Raw genomic sequence first — 16,935 nt, forward strand, 5'->3', positions numbered from 1 at the left:
TGTACCTTGTTTGATTTAGCTACAAAAGTAGCAAAACAAGTGCAGAAACAAGCCAATTATCCACGATGTAAAAAGGAAATAACTAGAGGTGTTATTTAAACTTTGCTAAGACCTTGTCAACCTCATTATCAGGGTTACCACAAGACTCACCAGCTTGGACATCTTTGCCGCAAAAGCCACAGCGAACACCTTCTTTATTTAAGAAAGGGCTTTGCGAAGCGCATGTACCCTTGAATTCTCCATTCTTCAATAAGATGAGTCTTACTGACATTCCTACAAAGAATAACCCGACTAAAATTAATGTTAATACGAGAGTGGTCATAACAGACTAATTTGAAGCAAATTTAAATATACTTGGTTTCATAACACTACCTTTGCAACATAAGTTTCGATAAAACCCAATAGCTCAATGATTCAACCACCAAAAGATCTCAAAAGGAAAGAAAAACTAGCTGCCTTTGATAGATTATTGACCATTATGGATGAATTAAGGCTCAATTGTCCTTGGGATAAAAAACAGACGCTTGAAACGATTAGGCATTTAACGATAGAAGAAACTTATGAGCTTTCTGATGCCATCATTAATGAAAACCTTGATGAAGTAAAAAAGGAGATTGGTGATCTTATGCTTCACATGGTGTTTTACTCAAAAATTGCTGATGAAAAAGAAGCGTTTGATGTGGCTGATGCGCTAACCGCCATTTGTGATAAACTCGTTCACCGACACCCACACATTTATGGGGATGTGAAAGCGGAAGATGAGGAAGCTGTAAAAGCGAATTGGGAGAAGATTAAGTTAAAGGAGAAAGGTAATGTCTCAGTATTAGGCGGTGTACCTAAATCTTTACCCGCTTTGGTAAAGGCCATTAGAATACAAGACAAGGCACGTGGAATTGGTTTTGATTGGGAAAAGAAGGAGCAGGTTTGGGAGAAGGTGGAAGAGGAAATGCAAGAGTTCAAAGAGGAATTCAATGTGTCTTCCGATAAAGAGATGAATAAAGAAAGAGCACAAGCAGAATTTGGTGACCTATTATTTTCTCTAGTCAATTATTCGAGATTCATCGAAATAGACCCTGAAGAAGCGCTGGAACGAACTAATTTGAAATTTATTAAGCGTTTTCAATACTTAGAAAATGAGTCTAAAAAAGATGGAAAAAGTATTTCTGACATGAGCTTAGCTGAAATGGATGAGTATTGGGAAAAAGCCAAAGCATTAAAATGATCTTTAAACGACTCCTTGGTAAATTTCTCGTCTGGAGAATCAGACATTTGAGCATCAAAAATTTCGTCATCCTTTTGGCAGGAGTGATTGGAGTGATTGGTGGCCTTGCAGCCGTTACACTAAAAGGTACTGTTCATTTAATACAATCAGGTTTACTATCGTTAAACCTATCTTTTGCTTATATCTTCTTTCCTGTCGTAGGAATACTGATTACAGCTATCATCGCCAAATACGTGCTTAAAGAAAGGCTTGGCCATGGGGTAACGTACATTCTATACGCCATTTCCAAAAAGTCGAGTATCATTAAGCGTATAAAAATGTATAGCAGGATGATTACCTCTGCCATTACTGTTGGTTTTGGAGGTTCAGTAGGTCTAGAGGCACCAATTGTTGTTACTGGTTCAGCTATCGGATCTAACATTGGCCGTTTAATGCACCTCAATTATAGACAGCGAACCTTAATGATTGGGTGTGGTGCGGCAGCGGCAATATCAGGTATATTCAACTCACCTGTGGCAGGAGTAATTTTTAGTATTGAAGTAATCTTAAGCGAGGTTACCATTGGTGCTTTCATTCCTCTATTAATCGCTTCTGTACTCGGTTCACTCATTTCAATGTTGTTTTCAGGGGACGATGTTCTTTTTTCATTCAACCTAACGGATCCATTTTTAACCAATGACTTTCTGTTTTACTTATTACTCGGTGCTATTTGCGGCTTAGTAGCCTATTACTTTACCAACACCACGTTATTTGCCGAAAGACTTGTCTCTAAAATTAAACAGCCCATCATTAAAGCCTTAGTTGGTGGTCTTGCCCTCGGTGTATTGATACTAGTCTTTAATCCACTTTACGGTGAAGGCTACAATACAATTAAATTGATTCTCAATGACGAAGCTTCCTCTGTATTTAGCCAAAGCGAATTCTTATCTGGCTTCTCCGACCCATGGGCTATTGTAGCCTTTGCCTTATTAGTTTTATTGCTCAAGCCCTTTGCTACTGGCTTTACAATTGGTGCAGGAGGTAACGGTGGTATTTTCGCTCCTTCTTTGTTTATAGGTGGGATCACAGGGTTTCTTTTTGCCTCGGTAAATAACCTTCTAGAATTGGGCAAAACTATATCTGTAAGCAACTTCACTTTAGTAGGAATGTGTGGCGTAATGAGTGGTGTTTTACATGCTCCGCTCACCGCAATTTTCTTAATTGCCGAGATCACCAGCGGCTATACTTTGTTTTTACCATTAATGCTCGTATCTGCTATTGCCTACAGCACCAACAGCTATTTCCAAAAGCACTCTTTCTATACTTCGAAACTCATTGAATCAGGTGATTTAATTCAATACGATAAAGACAAACAGCTGCTGAGCTTAATGAACATTAGCAAGTTAATTGAGAAAGACTTGCTGACTATTCATCCCGAGAGAAAACTCGATGATTTGGTAGATTTAGTGAAGAAATCTAAGCGGAATATCTTTCCTGTTGTAGATGAAAATAACGTACTAAAAGGCATAATTACACTTGATGATATTCGGGAAATCATGTTTGACAAGGAATCACAGAAAAATGTAATTGTTGGAACATTGATGCATAAACCCCCTGAAACGGTTAGTTCAAAAGAAAACATGCAACAGGTAATGGGTAAATTCGAAAAAACTGGTGCTTGGAATTTACCAGTCATAGATAATGACGAGTACGTAGGTATTGTATCCAAATCCAGAATCTTTAATACCTATAGAACAAAGCTCAAAAGGCAAAACAAGGAATAAGCCCCTAAAATAGCCTCAAAGCCCTTGAAAACCAATAAGATAAAACTTTCGGTATTTTCTCTTTTGGTGCAATCTTGAAATAGTTATCAACAAAATTTTAGCTTTAAATTTGTTCCATAACTCACTGATTTACTGGTGTTTATGGGTTTTTAAGCAAACCCTGTGGATAAAAAACGAAAAATGTGGAAAAAAAATAGGTCATTTTTTTGATTCTTTTTTTTGTCTAAAAACGGTCAATTTTGATGACAATCAAAAATATGGTTTTACCAGTATTTCACTTAATATAAGGCGTAAATAATTGACTTCATTATTTCGCTCCTAATTAGTCATCGCTTACCTAACCTAGCCACATTGTTTTAAATCATTGATTACCTAAATATTAAGAACACTAAGACAATGGATTATAGTTTTTTACATTCGATTAACTTTTTGTACACATTGGATAGACTCTGAAAACCGCCCTACTTGGAATAGTACAATTTTAAATTAAGGAATACGCTACATTTTTATAGCTGCAAATATCAAATTCTTGAGTTTAAGATAAAGTGAAATAAATGCGGATAATCCACGTAGAAGAAGCTACCGAAATAGCCAAAATTTGAATTTCTTTTTATTGCGCTTTACCAATACTCATCAGGGTAAGGATATCGTCTAGGTATTCTCTTGAATTGGAGAGCCTTGGTACTTTATGCTGCCCACCTAGCTTACCTCGACTCCGCATCCACTCATAGAAAGTTCCTGTAGCCGCTTGGTGAACAATGGGTTGTTCCAAGGCTAAGCTTCTATGCCGTTTGGCATCGTAGTCTGAGTTGATATCTCTCAAAGTTTCATCTAACAGCTTAACGAAACGATCCATATCGTCAGGGTCTCTTTCGAATTCCACAATCCACTCGTGGGCGCCTTTTTCGTTTTCCTTGAAGTAGCGTGGAGCGGCTGTAAAATTATTTATCTGAGCTCCTGTTTTTTCAGAAGCGAGGGCAATTGCTCTTTCAGCATTTTCTACAACCACTTCTTCTCCAAAAGCATTGATAAAGTGTTTTGTTCTACCAGAAATTTTAAAGCGAAAGGGGTTAATGGAAGTAAACTGAATGGTATCACCAATCTTATAACGCCAAAGACCGGCATTAGTGGAGATAATTAAGGCATATTGTTCTCCTAGTTTCACTTCACTTAGTCCTATTGTTTGTGGTGACTCTTTATGAATTTCAGCAAACGGAATAAATTCATAGTAAATGCCATAGTCTAGCATAAGCAGCATGTCCTCGGAACCTACTTCGTTTTGAATACCGAAAAACCCTTCGGACGCATTATAAGTTTCCATATAGCGCATGTCATCCGATGGAATTATGCTTTTAAAAATGCTCTTATATGGGCCAAAGGCGACGGCACCGTGGAAGAATACTTCCAGGTTTGGCCAAACTTCATGAATATTATCCACGCCTTTGAGTTCCATTATTTTTTGAAGAAGGATTATGGTCCATGTCGGCACGCCAGAAATGCTCGTCACATTTTCATTCATGGTATGCTGTGCCATCAGGTCTATTTTACTTTCCCATTCCTCTAAAAGGGCAATATCAAGCGTTGGCGTTCTTACAAACTTGGTCCAATAAGGTAAATTAGACATAATAACAGCGGAAACATCTCCGTAAAAGGATTCACTATTACTATCAAATTGGTTGATTTGCTGGCTACCTCCTATCGTTAGTCCTTTCCCATCAAACATCTTTGTTTGTGGGTAATTATTACAATAAATGGAGAGCATATCTTTACCTCCCTTAAAGTGGCACTCCTCTAAAGCTTCATACGAGACAGGAATAAACTTACTCCTTGCATTGGTGGTTCCGGAAGACTTCGCAAACCACTTCACATCCGACGGCCAAAGCAAGTTTTGCTCTCCTGCCATATTCCTTTCTATGTAAGGACAAATGTCTTCATAAGAGGAAATTGGAATTAATCGCCTGAACTGCTCTTCGGTGTGTACATCCGAAAATCCGTGTGTTCTTCCAAACTCAGTATTTCTTCCTGTGGTAATGAGTTTTTTAAATAGTTCTTCCTGAACATCATGAGGGTATTTCATGAATAGCTCAATCTGATGCATGCGTTTCTTCATGACCCAGGTGAGTATGGAATTCAGAATGGCCAAAGCTTAAATTTTTCTTTTCAATTCAAAGTGTTTACCAAGATACACTTTTCTGACTTGTTCGTCAGCAGCAAGTTCTTCCGCCGTACCGGCCTTCAAAAGTTTCCCTTCAAACATAAGATAGGCTCTATCTGTAATAGAAAGGGTTTCTTGCACATTATGATCGGTAATGAGAATACCGATGTTACGATCTTTCAATTTGGCTACAATGGTCTGTATTTCTTCTACTGCAATTGGGTCTACACCAGCGAAAGGCTCATCGAGCAAAACAAAATTTGGGTCTACAGAAAGTGCTCTTGCAATCTCGGTTCTACGGCGTTCTCCTCCTGAAAGTACACGCCCAAGGTTTTTCCGAACATGGGTAAGGCTAAATTCCTCCAACAAAGATTCCATTTTCTCTTTCTGAGCTTGCTTTGGCAATTTTGTCATTTCGAGCACCGCCATAATATTCTGCTCTACTGTTAGTTTTCGGAAAACGGAAGGTTCTTGCGCTAAATACCCTAAGCCGGCTTGTGCTCTTTTAAACATGGGGAGTGCGGTAATATCTTCGCCATCCAATAATACCTGGCCTTCGTTTGGTCTTACCAAGCCTACTATCATATAGAAAGTAGTGGTTTTTCCGGCTCCATTCGGCCCTAACAGCCCTACAATCTCTCCTTGTTTTACTTCTACTGAAACGTCATTAACTACTTTTCTCTTTTTGTAGGTTTTAACAAGATGTTCAGCGGATAACTTCATTTTTGTAAAATTAGTCTAATCAATCAAACTTGAGGTCTTTTAGAAAGAGTTGAAGCGACTTTCTTCCACGAAAATCATTCTCTTCTACCGAAAAAGCAATATGAAATCGCATTCCGCTAGAAATCAAATCTGAATACTCTCCGAATCCAAAGCCTATCACATCATAAGCAACATTCGTTCCTTGTTGTCGGACTGTAAACTTTAAATGCTGCTCTTTCAGGACTTTTACATTTTCGGCATGTACATGCTCTGTTACTAAGACTGGTTGTGGGTTCCCCGGTCCGAAAGGTGCCATTTGAGAAATTATGCTATAAAATCGGTCATTGATTACTTCTAAATTGACTAGGCTGTCAATATTGATGGCAGGTGTAAGTTGATCTTCTGTAATGTCACGTGACACTACTTCTTCAAACTTCTTTCTAAAGGCATCCACATTGTTTATCGGCATGGTAACACCTGCGGCATACATATGTCCTCCGTACTGTTCCAATAAGTCTGAACATTCAGAAATAGCGGCATAAACATCAAATCCCATAACGGACCTAGCAGAACCTGTAACCATATCATTCGACTCCGTCAGAATAACGGTCGGTTTATAAAACTTATCGATACAACGTGAGGCTACAATTCCGATAACGCCTTTGTGCCAATCTTCCTTATATAATACGGTAGACTTTGCATTCCTGAATTCGTCATTTGACGCTATCATTTCAATCGCTTCCTCAGTATTAGCACTATCAAAATTTCGTCTAGCATCGTTTTTATCATTAACGGTCGCGGCCAACTTTAAAGCTTCTTCTTCCGTTTCCGCAAGTAAAAGATCTACTGCGGCTCCAGCGTCGTCCATTCTTCCAGCTGCATTTATTCTTGGCCCAATACCAAATACAATACTTGAAATTGTGAGTGCTTTTTGGGCCCTACACAACTCGATGAGTGCTTTTAATCCTGGACGCGGTTCCTTGTTCACTTTTTGTAAACCGAAAAAAGCCATCACTCGGTTTTCGCCTGTAATCGGCACTATATCTGAGGCAATACTTACGGCTAATAAGTCTAAATAAGGGTAGAGTCTTGAAAGTTCTATACCGGACTGGATACAGAAGCCTTGCAGTAATTTAAAGCCAACGCCGCAGCCTGAAAGCTCTTTATAAGGGTAAGTACAATCCGTTCTTTTAGGGTCTAAGACGGCAAAAGCTGCAGGCAATTCTTCTCCCGGGGTATGATGATCACAAATGATAACATCTATATCAAGATCATTAGCTTCTTGCACCCGATCGACTGCCTTTATACCACAATCTAGCGTTATAATAAGGGAATAGCCTTCCGCTTTTGCGTATTGAATGCCTTGACTAGAAACGCCATAACCTTCTTTATATCTGTTGGGAATGTAATAGCCTAACTTGTCGTAAATCTCTCGTAAAAACCCGAAAACAGTGGCTACGGAAGTGGTACCATCAACGTCATAATCTCCATAGATCATGATTTTCTCATCATTGGCTATGGCATCCGTCAGGCGGTTTACCGCCCGATCCATGTCTTTCATTAAAAAAGGATCGTGCAGCTGTTCTAGTGAGGGGCGAAAGAAGCTTTTAGCCCCCTCGAAAGTCGAAACACCCCTTTGCACCAGTAACTTGGCTAAAGTCTCATCAACTTTAAGCTCTTCTTGAAGAACATTGAGGGCCTCTTCATTATGCCCTTCTTCAAATAGCCACCGTTTCTGCATTAAGTTAAATTTACTTTATAATCCTTTATTAAAGGCAAAAAAAAAGCAGTGCCCTAGAAAAGGCACTGCCTAAGAATACGTTTAAAAAACTAGTTAGACACTTTCTTTATGTCCAAAACTTCTTTTAGTGGAACACGCTTCCCATCCCTGTAAGGAACGATCCATGCGTCTTCTACACCCATTTCTCTTAGGTATCTTTTCAATACGTTAGCGTCATCGTAATTCCTGAAATTACCGATTACGTACTTTCTCAACTCTTCCATTTCCTCCTCAGAGAAATCTTTAGCGCTGTTAGCATATTTGTTCAGGTCAATTTTTCTGAATGCTCCTACTTGTACTTTGAATACCACCCCGACACTAAAATCTTCTCCACCGTCTCTTTCCACTTTAACTGGACGTCTGTTCGGTTGAGATTTTAGGTTTTCAATTTCACGCTGAGAAACCTGAAAGGCCGCCTGCATTCTAGTTACTTGCTTTTGCAATTCACTAATTCGATCATCCTTGCTAGAGAGTTGCCTTTCTAGGTTTTGGATCTCTCCTTGGCTAGCCGCTATTTGCGCCTTTTGCTCAACATTTTCGTCAGAAAGTCTTTTAAACTCCTCGACCGTTAGCTTCTTTTTACGCTTCTTCCACTCACTAATTTCCTTCTTAGTTAAGGGTCTAACATCTATGGTTTGGGCTAGTGCTGCGGTTGCAACAAAAACGCCAAGCAGCATGGTTAAAAATACTTTTTGACCTTTCATTCGGGTAAAATTGGATTCAGTTTTACAAGTTATGACAATATGATCAGCTTTTCAAACTACCGATCATATCCTCAGGGCGCACCCATTCGTCGAATTCCTCTGCGGTTAAGTAACCTAAATTAACAGATTCTTCCTTCAACGTAGTGCCATTCTCGTGTGCCGTTTTAGCAATCTTTGCAGCCTTTTCATAGCCGATTTTGGTGTTTAATGCAGTAACTAACATTAGTGAGTTATTCAAGTGCTGCTGAATGCTCTTATGGTTTGGTTCTATGCCTATAGCACAATTCTGCTCAAAAGAAACACAAGCATCTCCTATCAGTCGGGCAGATTGCAACAGGTTATAAGCCATTACCGGCTTAAATACGTTTAGTTCATAATGTCCTTGGGCACCTGCAACTGATACTGTAGTATCATTACCCATTACTTGAGCACATACCATAGTTATAGCTTCACATTGGGTAGGATTAACTTTACCAGGCATAATTGACGAACCTGGCTCATTTGAAGGAATTATGATTTCGCCGATTCCAGACCTTGGCCCAGAAGCAAGCATTCTAATGTCGTTGGCTATCTTATTTAGAGATACTGAGAGTTGTTTTAAGGCACCATGTGTTTCTACAAAGGCATCATGAGCTGCTAGTGCTTCAAACTTATTCTCGGCCGTTACAAAAGGTAAGCCTGTAAACTCAGCAATCTTTTTTGCCACTAGCTCAGCATAGCCTTCTGGTGTATTAATACCCGTACCTACAGCCGTACCGCCCAATGCCAATTCTGAAAGGTGAGCCAATGTATTGTTAAGGGCTTTAAGACCGTGATCCAACTGGGAAACATAGCCAGAAAACTCTTGGCCTAAGGTAAGCGGAGTAGCATCCATTAGGTGAGTACGTCCAATTTTTACCACATTCATAAAAGCCTCTGACTTTGCCTTGAGGGTATCTCTTAAATGCTCTACTCCAGGAATAGTAGTTTCTACAATCATCTTATAGGCTGCTATGTGCATACCTGTTGGATAGGTATCGTTTGATGATTGGGATTTATTCACATCGTCATTCGGATGAATAAAAGTGGTTCCTTCACCTAATTTGTTGCCTGCTAAAACGTGAGATCTGTTGGCAACAACTTCATTCACATTCATATTAGACTGCGTTCCTGAACCGGTTTGCCATACCACCAACGGAAATTGATCGTCTAGAGAACCAGTAAGAATTTCATCACAAACAGCAGAAATTAAATCGCGCTTTTCTTCGCTTAGCACTCCCAATTCACAATTAGTGTGCGCAGCTGCTTTTTTTAGATAGGCAAATCCATGAACCACTTCTAAAGGCATGCTGGCCTCAGGGCCTATTTTAAAGTTATTACGAGATCTTTGAGTTTGGGCACCCCAGTACTTTTCAGCAGGTACTTCTACATTGCCCATTGTATCTTTTTCTATTCTGTATTCCATTGTGAATGAGATGTTTTTAAGCAGCTCAAAATTAGGCATTGGCAGGTTGAACATAAAGGAAAACTCGGGTTATTCACCGAACGGTAGCCAGAAGTGAAAATACTTGGTCGAAAGCTCTGACCGTTTACCGAGACGTGGCGTTTGTTTACCGATTTCACGAATCTATTCGGTTATTAATCAGCGTACATTTGAATAGTCAAAAACAACAAAACAACTTTTGGTCGGTACGTCTCTTTGGTCAGAGACATTTTAAAAGTCCAAAGGTCAAAACTCAAAAACAACAAAACGCTTAAAAGCTAACAATCATGGAATCAAAATTAAACAGACGAATATTTGTAGGAGCAGCCTTCTTAATCATAGGCCTTCTATTGACTTTCGATAATCTCGAAATCTTCAGATTTAATCTACCTTACTATCTTTTCAGATGGCATTCAATACTTATCATAATTGGTGTATTTATGCTAACCGTTAGAGATAAGGTCGGACTAGGAATCACATTGCTCATCATTGGCGGTATCTTCTTGCTGGACGACATGGCAGATTATTACTACTGGAACTTTGGTTTCAATGACATATTCGACTTATGGCCATTAGCGCTTGTAGGAGTTGGTCTCTCCTTAATATTGAAGCGTAACAGCCATAAAGATCAGTATGAAAAAAAAAGTTTTGAAAATGAACTCGACTACGTCGACGAACTGGCAGTATTTTCAGGAGCCGAGCGAGTGGTCACATCAAAAGAATTCAAAGGAGGCAAACTCACTTCAATATTTGGAGGAACAAGTTTAAACCTTACCAACTCTGATTTAGCCTGGGGCACGAACGTATTGGATGTATTTGTTCTATTCGGAGGTTGCGACATAAGAGTACCATCAGACATGAATGTGAAAGTAAAAGTCACTGCAATTTTTGGAGGCTTCTCAGATGAGCGCAAAGTAATCAACGAAAATGATGCTAACGACGGCAAAGAATTGGTTATTAAAGGTTTAGTACTCTTTGGAGGCGGAGAGGTTAAATAAACAACAGGTTCTAAATAGGTGGGCTTCAGCTTTATTAATGAAGCCCACCGTTATTCCTTTCTAGCTTTTTTGTAATTTCCGCTTCGGCGGATTTTTTTATGAACCACCCTTTTATCCGAAATAGAAATATCATTGTTTACACGGCCATTTGGCTGATGATCAGTATCCTATTTGCTTTTGGGTTATATTACTTTAATGACCTTGAAGTAAAAATGGCTGCTATAGACAGTGCCATTTTTAATGGGATTTTCTTCGGTTTAGGCCTATCATATTGGTTCAATGTTCGCTATAGTTCATTCGACAAATCACAACTACTCAATCTTATTATAAGCCATGCCGCAGCATTGGTTATTTCAGTAGGCTTAGCTCTTTTTCTTACAAATAGTATTCTTAGCCGGCTAGGTCACGAAGAAGAGTACCTAAACTTTCTGCGAGAATCCTTACCATGGCGAGGTGCCTTGGGTTTAATGTATTATTTCATCATCATTTTGGTGTATTACCTTATCCTATACTATGATGATGTCAATCAAAAGAGTCAAGAGCGATCGCAATTGGAGACGATGCTCAAAAGCTCCGAACTTGAGATGCTTAAATCTCAGATAAACCCTCACTTTATATTCAATAGCCTGAATTCAATAGCTTCATTAACGATAATTTCACCTGAGAAAGCGAGAAATATGGTGGTAAAACTATCCGAATTCTTGCGCTACTCACTAGGTAAAGAAAACGACCAGATGAATACAATGGATGATGAAATCAAAAACATCATGTTGTACCTAGATATTGAAAAAGTAAGGTTTGGAGATCGGCTTTCGGTAGAAAGTGAAATTGAAAAAGACTGTTTGAACTTAAACCTTCCGAACTTAATTCTTCAACCAATTTTTGAGAATACCATTAAGCATGGCATCTATGAAAGTTTAGAGCAGGTAACGATTAAGTTAAAGGCTTGGAAAGAACAAAGTCTCTTGAGAATTGAAGTAAGCAATCAATTCGACCCAAAAGCGGTTGGTAAAAAAGGAAAAGGCATAGGGTTGAAAAATGTAACTGAGCGACTTCGACTTATTTATGGCGTTCCCCAATTGGTTGTTACCGAGAAGACTGATAACTTATTCACTGTTAGGCTCGATATACCACAAATTGCAACCGACGAATGATCCGCACTATAATTATTGATGATGAAAGTTTAGCAAGGGACTTGATAAAAGCCTACTTGCAAAAATTCGATGATATTGACGTCATTCAAGAATGTGGTGATGGATTTCAAGGCCTAAAAGCTATTCAAGAACACAAACCTGATCTTATCTTTTTAGATGTTCAGATGCCAAAGATTACCGGCTTTGAAATGCTAGAGTTACTCGATGAGCCACCAGTAATCATTTTTAGCACCGCATTCGACCAATATGCCATTAAGGCTTTTGAATTAAACGCCACTGACTATTTATTAAAGCCGTATGCCGAGGAGCGTTTTAATGAGGCTGTCACCAAGGCTAAAGCTAAAATAGGAAGCAAAACCGTGGTGAAAGAGGAACTGACCGAACTGCAAGAAACAAGATCGGAAAGTGATGAGTCGCTGGATAGAATTGTGGTGAAAACAGGCAATAAAATTCAAATCCTTCCTTTAGATGTAATCTCTCATTTTGAGGCCCAAGACGATTATGTGGCGATTCATTCCGAGCAAGGGAAGTTCTTGAAGCTCATGCGGATGAAGCACTTGGAGAACAAGTTACCAAATGGTGAGTTTGTGAGAATTCACAGATCACATATAGTAAACGTAAAGCAAATTGAAAAGCTAGAACTTTACGAAAAGGACTCTTACCTCTTATCTCTTAAAACTGGTAGTCAACTTCCCGTGAGCAGAAGCGGCCATTCTAAGTTGAAAGAAGTGCTGAAGTACTAATCTCCAGCTTCTAAAACTCTACATCTTACGATCCATCCTATAAATTCTACGATTCGGTAAGTCTTATTTATAGGAGTGCGTGAGTCATTGCACATTTGAGTATCAAAACAACAAGATATGCAAAGGCTCAAATTAATTCTAACAATCATCCTTATCAGCACTGTCAATGCTTGGTCGCAAACTTTAATAAAAGGTAAGGTCAGTGATAATAAAGGAGAATCCATTCCAGGGGCGAATGTTTATGTGAAAGACTCGTTCGACGGTACTAGTACTAAGTCAGACGGGTCGTTCTCATTTGAAACCACAGAAACTGGTGATAAAATACTGATCGTTAGTTTCATTGGTTACAAAACACTCGAACAAGCCATTAAGATCGACGGAAAAGTCATCGATCTAAATTTGATCATCAAAGAGGCTATTAACAAACTCGATGGTGTAACTATTACTGCTGGTGCTTTCGAAGCCAGTGATGTAAAGAAAATCACGGTACTGAAACCTCTTGATATCGTAACAACAGCAAGTGCTGCTGGCGATATCATGGGTGCTATCAACACCTTACCTGGAACTGCAACCGTGGGAGAATCCGGTCGATTATTCGTTCGCGGTGGAGAGGGTTACGAAACCAAAGTATTCATTGATGGACTGGAGGTTAGAAACGCTTTTGGCGCCACTGCCCCTAATGTGCCAACTCGTGGTAGATTTAGCCCTTTTTTATTCAAAGGTACTACGTTTAGTACAGGGGGTTATTCTTCGGAATATGGTCAAGCGCTTTCTTCTGCGTTGGTTTTAAACTCGAATGATATTGCGGAGAAAACACAAGGTGATATTTCAGTAATGTCGGTTGGTGGCGATTTAGCTTACACTAAAAGATGGGATAAGACTTCTATTTCAGGGAAAATTCAGTACACTGATTTACGTCCTTATCAAGACTTAATCAGTCAGAATTTTGATTGGGAAAGCGCGCCAGTTGGTAAGGTCGGAGAATTTGTTTTCCGTCAGAAAGTGAAGAACAATGGTCTACTCAAAGTATACGCAAATGTTGATTTGTCGAATTTTACTATTCGCCAGCCAAACATTGATAGAGGTGGTTTAAAAGACACCATCAGCATAGACAATAAATACTTCTATGTAAACGCAAACTATAAAGACATTCTGAATAAAAAGTGGTCGGTTCGCGGTGGGCTTTCTACTACTTATAATAAGGAAGATATCGGTTTCAATACTGATCAAATTGATGAGACTGAGCGCGGTGTACATGGCAAATTGGCCTTCAACTGGGATGCCAACGAGAAAATTTCCGTAAACATGGGTACTGAAGTTTTTCACAAGCGATTCGATCGTGAGTTTGAAGTAACGAACGCTCAGGACGCCTTCAATTTTGAAGACAACACGATGGCTACATTTGTTGAGTCAGATTACTTTGCTTCCAATAAATTGATCTTGAGAACGGGACTTCGATTTGAACATTCATCGCTCTTAAATCAGGCATGGGTAAGCCCAAGAATTGCCATGTCATACAAAGTGAGCGAAGCTGGTCAATTTTCATTGGCCTATGGCAAGTTTTTGCAGGCACCTCAAAATGAATTTGCCTTGGTAAACAACAATTTGGCGCCTGAACGCGCGACACACTATATTTTGAATTATCAGTATTTTAAGGATAGTCGTGTTTTCAGAGTTGAAACTTACTTGAAGGATTATGACAACTTAGTGAAGTATCAGGATTTGAATGATTTTAATCCATTGAACTTCAATAACAACGGTTTTGGAAAAGCTAAAGGTGTAGATGTGTTCTGGAGAGATGGAAAAACGTTCAAAGAAACGGACTACTGGGTTTCATACTCTTATGTAGATTCTGAGCGTGACTACCAAGATTTTAACAGTGTAGCGACACCTTCATTTTTATCGAAACACAATTTCTCTTTCGTTTTAAAACACTTTGTAGAGCCTTTGAGAGTTCAGTTTGGTGCTACTTACAATTATGCTTCGGCTAGAGGGTTTCATAATCCGAATAGAGATGGATTTCAGAACGACCAAACGCCTGCTTATCATGATATAAGCCTTGGTGCGGCCATTCTTTTGAAACAGAATATTATCATATATGTATCATCATCTAATGTTTTAGGAAGAGACAACGTATTTGGTTACCAATATGCTGCTCAGCCTGATAACACTGGGTTTTACGATAGACAACCTATAAGACAAGCTGCCAAAAGATTTATTTTTCTAGGCTTGTTCATTACACTGACTAAAGACGGTCAGGAAAATCAATTAGATAACTTATAATATAAAACAGATGAAAACTCTTACAACATTAATCGTTGCCCTAGGCATTTTATTCGTCCCTTTTAAAGAACAAAGAGAAGACGTGACACTTACTGTAACAATCGATGGCCTTAGAAATAGTGATGGCAGCGTAACCGTAGTCCTTCACAACGGAGAAACCGAATTTCCCGGAGATGAAGGCTTTATGACAAAGTCTGCTGATGCTAAAAAAGGCAGTATTGAAGTGGTATTTAAAAAAGTACCGGTCGGAGAATATGCCATCGCCGTATTACACGATGAAAACGGTAATGAAGAGATGGATTTTAACGAGTACGGGATGCCAATCGAAGGTTTTGGTTTCTCAAATGAAGCTACCGCCGAAATGGGCCCTCCTGGTTTTAACGATGCGTCGTTCGAAATCAAAAAAGACACCGATCATAGTATAGAAATAGTCTATATGGGCATGTAAATCCATAAAGCTTAATTAAAGGGCCCACTTAAATAGTGGGCTTTTTTTGTTTTCAAAAAGCCTGATTAACACTAAAGAATTGGATAATTACGATTCATCGGTGTGATTCTACGATTCGGTAAGTCCTTTTTCATTGGCACTCCATGTCACCCTACATTTATAATATCAAAAACTAAAAAACAGAGTTATGAAAACAATTACAGCAATGATATTAACCTTGGGACTTGTATTAGGAATGGTGCCAACGAAACAAGAAGAAGTAACTATTACAGTAACTGTAGATGGTTTAAGAAATGAAGATGGTTACGTTATGGTAGCACTCTTCAATGGCGAAACAGAGTTTCCGAGCGACGATGCTTTTAAAACTAAATCTGTAGCTGTGGAAGAAGGTGCCATCGAAATAGTATTTGAAGAAGTTCCTAAAGGAGAATATGCAATTGCCGTTATGCACGATGAAAACGGTAATGAAGAACTAGATTTTAATAGCTATGGAATGCCTTTAGAAGGTTACGGATTTTCGAATGAAGCACAAGGTGAAATGGGTCCTCCGGATTTCGATGATGCTGCATTTGAAGTAACAGAAGATAGCGATCAGTATATAGAAGTAATGTATTTAGGAGGTTACTAGGTAATATTACTTAAGGTTTAAATAAAGCCCTTTCTCTCATGGAGTAAGGGCTTTTTCTTTTAATATTTCTTTGCCTCTATTTAGGAAATTGTACCTGACCGAATGTTCAAAAACAAAAAGGCTAGAACATAATCAAGCAATACCTACGACTCATCCTTGAAATACTACGATTGGGTAAGACTTTTTTCTTCTCAGACCATGGGGACATTACTTTTATATCATCACAAACGCAAAATTCAAAATCATGAAAAAGATATTTTTATTAATCGGATTATTAGTAGCAGGTTTCGCATTACACGGTCAAGGTCAGGAAGCCTATATCAAAGCCATGCAAAAGGGCTTAACGGCCATGGGAGAGGCCAAAGGCATAGAAGCAACTCAAGCAGCAGCAAGTCAGTTCGAAAGAATTGCAGCCAAAGTAGAGACCGAATGGCACCCACACTATTACGCGGGATTAAACTACATCAATATGTCTTTTATGGCGCAAGATCTTGCTACTAAAGACAGCTATACTGCTAAAGCACAAACATTCATAGACAAAGCCAAAGCGGCGGCACCAAACAACTCTGAAGTTGTTGCTTTGCAAGGTTATAACTATATGGCTCAATTGGCAGCAGACTCTGGAAACAGAGGCCAAATGCTTTCGCCAAAGGCTATGCAAAACTTTAGTATGGCATTAAAATTAAACCCTGAAAACCCGAGAGCTCAAGCTTTATTAGCACAAATGCAGTACGGAATGGCTCAATTCTTTGGATCACCAACTGACAAACCATGTGCAATGGCTAAGCAAACGCTACCTGCTTTTGACGCACAAGAAACGGGAAAAAGCCTTGACCCAACTTGGGGTAAAGACATGGCTGAGTCTATGATTGGACAGTGCGGTAAATAACATA

At 39.1% G+C, this 16,935-nt stretch carries 15 protein-coding genes; 9 read left to right on the forward strand and 6 right to left on the reverse strand.

The window, feature by feature from the left end:
- Window positions 1-91: 91 nt before the first annotated feature.
- Complete coding sequence (locus tag JXQ92_RS02635; protein ID WP_421985024.1) at window positions 92-322, reverse strand: hypothetical protein; 231 nt, start codon at window positions 320-322, stop codon at window positions 92-94.
- A gap of 87 nt (window positions 323-409) precedes the next feature.
- Between JXQ92_RS02635 and mazG the strand changes: the two genes are divergently transcribed.
- Window positions 410-1,222, forward strand: a complete 813-nt coding sequence (gene mazG / locus JXQ92_RS02640) for a nucleoside triphosphate pyrophosphohydrolase (RefSeq protein WP_421985025.1) — start codon at window positions 410-412, stop codon at window positions 1,220-1,222.
- Window positions 1,219-2,985, forward strand: a complete 1,767-nt coding sequence (locus JXQ92_RS02645) for a chloride channel protein (RefSeq protein ID WP_421985026.1) — start codon at window positions 1,219-1,221, stop codon at window positions 2,983-2,985. Before mazG ends, JXQ92_RS02645 begins: the two co-directional genes overlap by 4 nt.
- 610 nt (window positions 2,986-3,595) lie before the next feature.
- Here JXQ92_RS02645 and JXQ92_RS02650 read toward each other — a convergent pair.
- The 5 genes from JXQ92_RS02650 to fumC form a co-directional block, all read right to left on the reverse strand.
- Window positions 3,596-5,095: a GH3 auxin-responsive promoter family protein gene (locus tag JXQ92_RS02650; protein ID WP_421985027.1), complete on the reverse strand. Its 1,500-nt coding sequence runs from the start codon at window positions 5,093-5,095 to the stop codon at window positions 3,596-3,598.
- Window positions 5,096-5,131: 36 nt separating this feature from the next.
- Complete coding sequence (lptB, locus tag JXQ92_RS02655) at window positions 5,132-5,863, reverse strand: LPS export ABC transporter ATP-binding protein (RefSeq protein WP_421985028.1); 732 nt, start codon at window positions 5,861-5,863, stop codon at window positions 5,132-5,134.
- A 19-nt stretch (window positions 5,864-5,882) separates the two neighbouring features.
- Complete coding sequence (gene recJ, locus JXQ92_RS02660) at window positions 5,883-7,583, reverse strand: single-stranded-DNA-specific exonuclease RecJ (protein WP_421985029.1); 1,701 nt, start codon at window positions 7,581-7,583, stop codon at window positions 5,883-5,885.
- 89 nt (window positions 7,584-7,672) lie between these two features.
- Entirely contained in the window at window positions 7,673-8,326 is a 654-nt protein-coding gene (locus JXQ92_RS02665; protein ID WP_421985030.1) for an Ezrin/radixin/moesin family protein, read from the reverse strand.
- Window positions 8,327-8,369: 43 nt separating this feature from the next.
- Entirely contained in the window at window positions 8,370-9,770 is a 1,401-nt protein-coding gene (fumC, locus tag JXQ92_RS02670) for a class II fumarate hydratase (protein ID WP_421985392.1), read from the reverse strand.
- 305 nt (window positions 9,771-10,075) lie between these two features.
- Between fumC and JXQ92_RS02675 the strand changes: the two genes are divergently transcribed.
- The 7 genes from JXQ92_RS02675 to JXQ92_RS02705 all read left to right on the forward strand — a co-directional run bounded on the left by JXQ92_RS02675 (window position 10,076) and on the right by JXQ92_RS02705 (window position 16,931).
- The gene (locus tag JXQ92_RS02675; RefSeq protein WP_421985031.1) at window positions 10,076-10,786 is read left to right on the forward strand and encodes a LiaF transmembrane domain-containing protein; all 711 of its coding nucleotides are present in this window, start codon (window positions 10,076-10,078) and stop codon (window positions 10,784-10,786) included.
- Window positions 10,787-10,884: 98 nt separating this feature from the next.
- Window positions 10,885-11,940: a sensor histidine kinase gene (locus tag JXQ92_RS02680; protein WP_421985032.1), complete on the forward strand. Its 1,056-nt coding sequence runs from the start codon at window positions 10,885-10,887 to the stop codon at window positions 11,938-11,940.
- A complete protein-coding gene (locus tag JXQ92_RS02685; protein WP_421985033.1) occupies window positions 11,937-12,683 on the forward strand; it encodes a LytR/AlgR family response regulator transcription factor in 747 nt (248 codons plus the stop codon). Before JXQ92_RS02680 ends, JXQ92_RS02685 begins: the two co-directional genes overlap by 4 nt.
- A 117-nt stretch (window positions 12,684-12,800) precedes the next feature.
- Window positions 12,801-14,966, forward strand: coding sequence for a TonB-dependent receptor (locus JXQ92_RS02690; protein WP_421985034.1), 2,166 nt, complete (start codon window positions 12,801-12,803; stop codon window positions 14,964-14,966).
- A gap of 10 nt (window positions 14,967-14,976) precedes the next feature.
- The gene (locus JXQ92_RS02695; protein WP_421985035.1) at window positions 14,977-15,414 is read left to right on the forward strand and encodes a DUF2141 domain-containing protein; all 438 of its coding nucleotides are present in this window, start codon (window positions 14,977-14,979) and stop codon (window positions 15,412-15,414) included.
- Between the two features lie 187 nt (window positions 15,415-15,601).
- Complete coding sequence (locus tag JXQ92_RS02700) at window positions 15,602-16,042, forward strand: DUF2141 domain-containing protein (protein WP_421985036.1); 441 nt, start codon at window positions 15,602-15,604, stop codon at window positions 16,040-16,042.
- A gap of 244 nt (window positions 16,043-16,286) precedes the next feature.
- Window positions 16,287-16,931, forward strand: coding sequence for a hypothetical protein (locus JXQ92_RS02705; RefSeq protein WP_421985037.1), 645 nt, complete (start codon window positions 16,287-16,289; stop codon window positions 16,929-16,931).
- Window positions 16,932-16,935 lie beyond the last annotated feature (4 nt).

The organism is Roseivirga sp. (genome assembly GCF_049099775.1).
In the GTDB taxonomy this organism is placed as follows: Bacteria; Bacteroidota; Bacteroidia; order Cytophagales; family Cyclobacteriaceae; genus Roseivirga.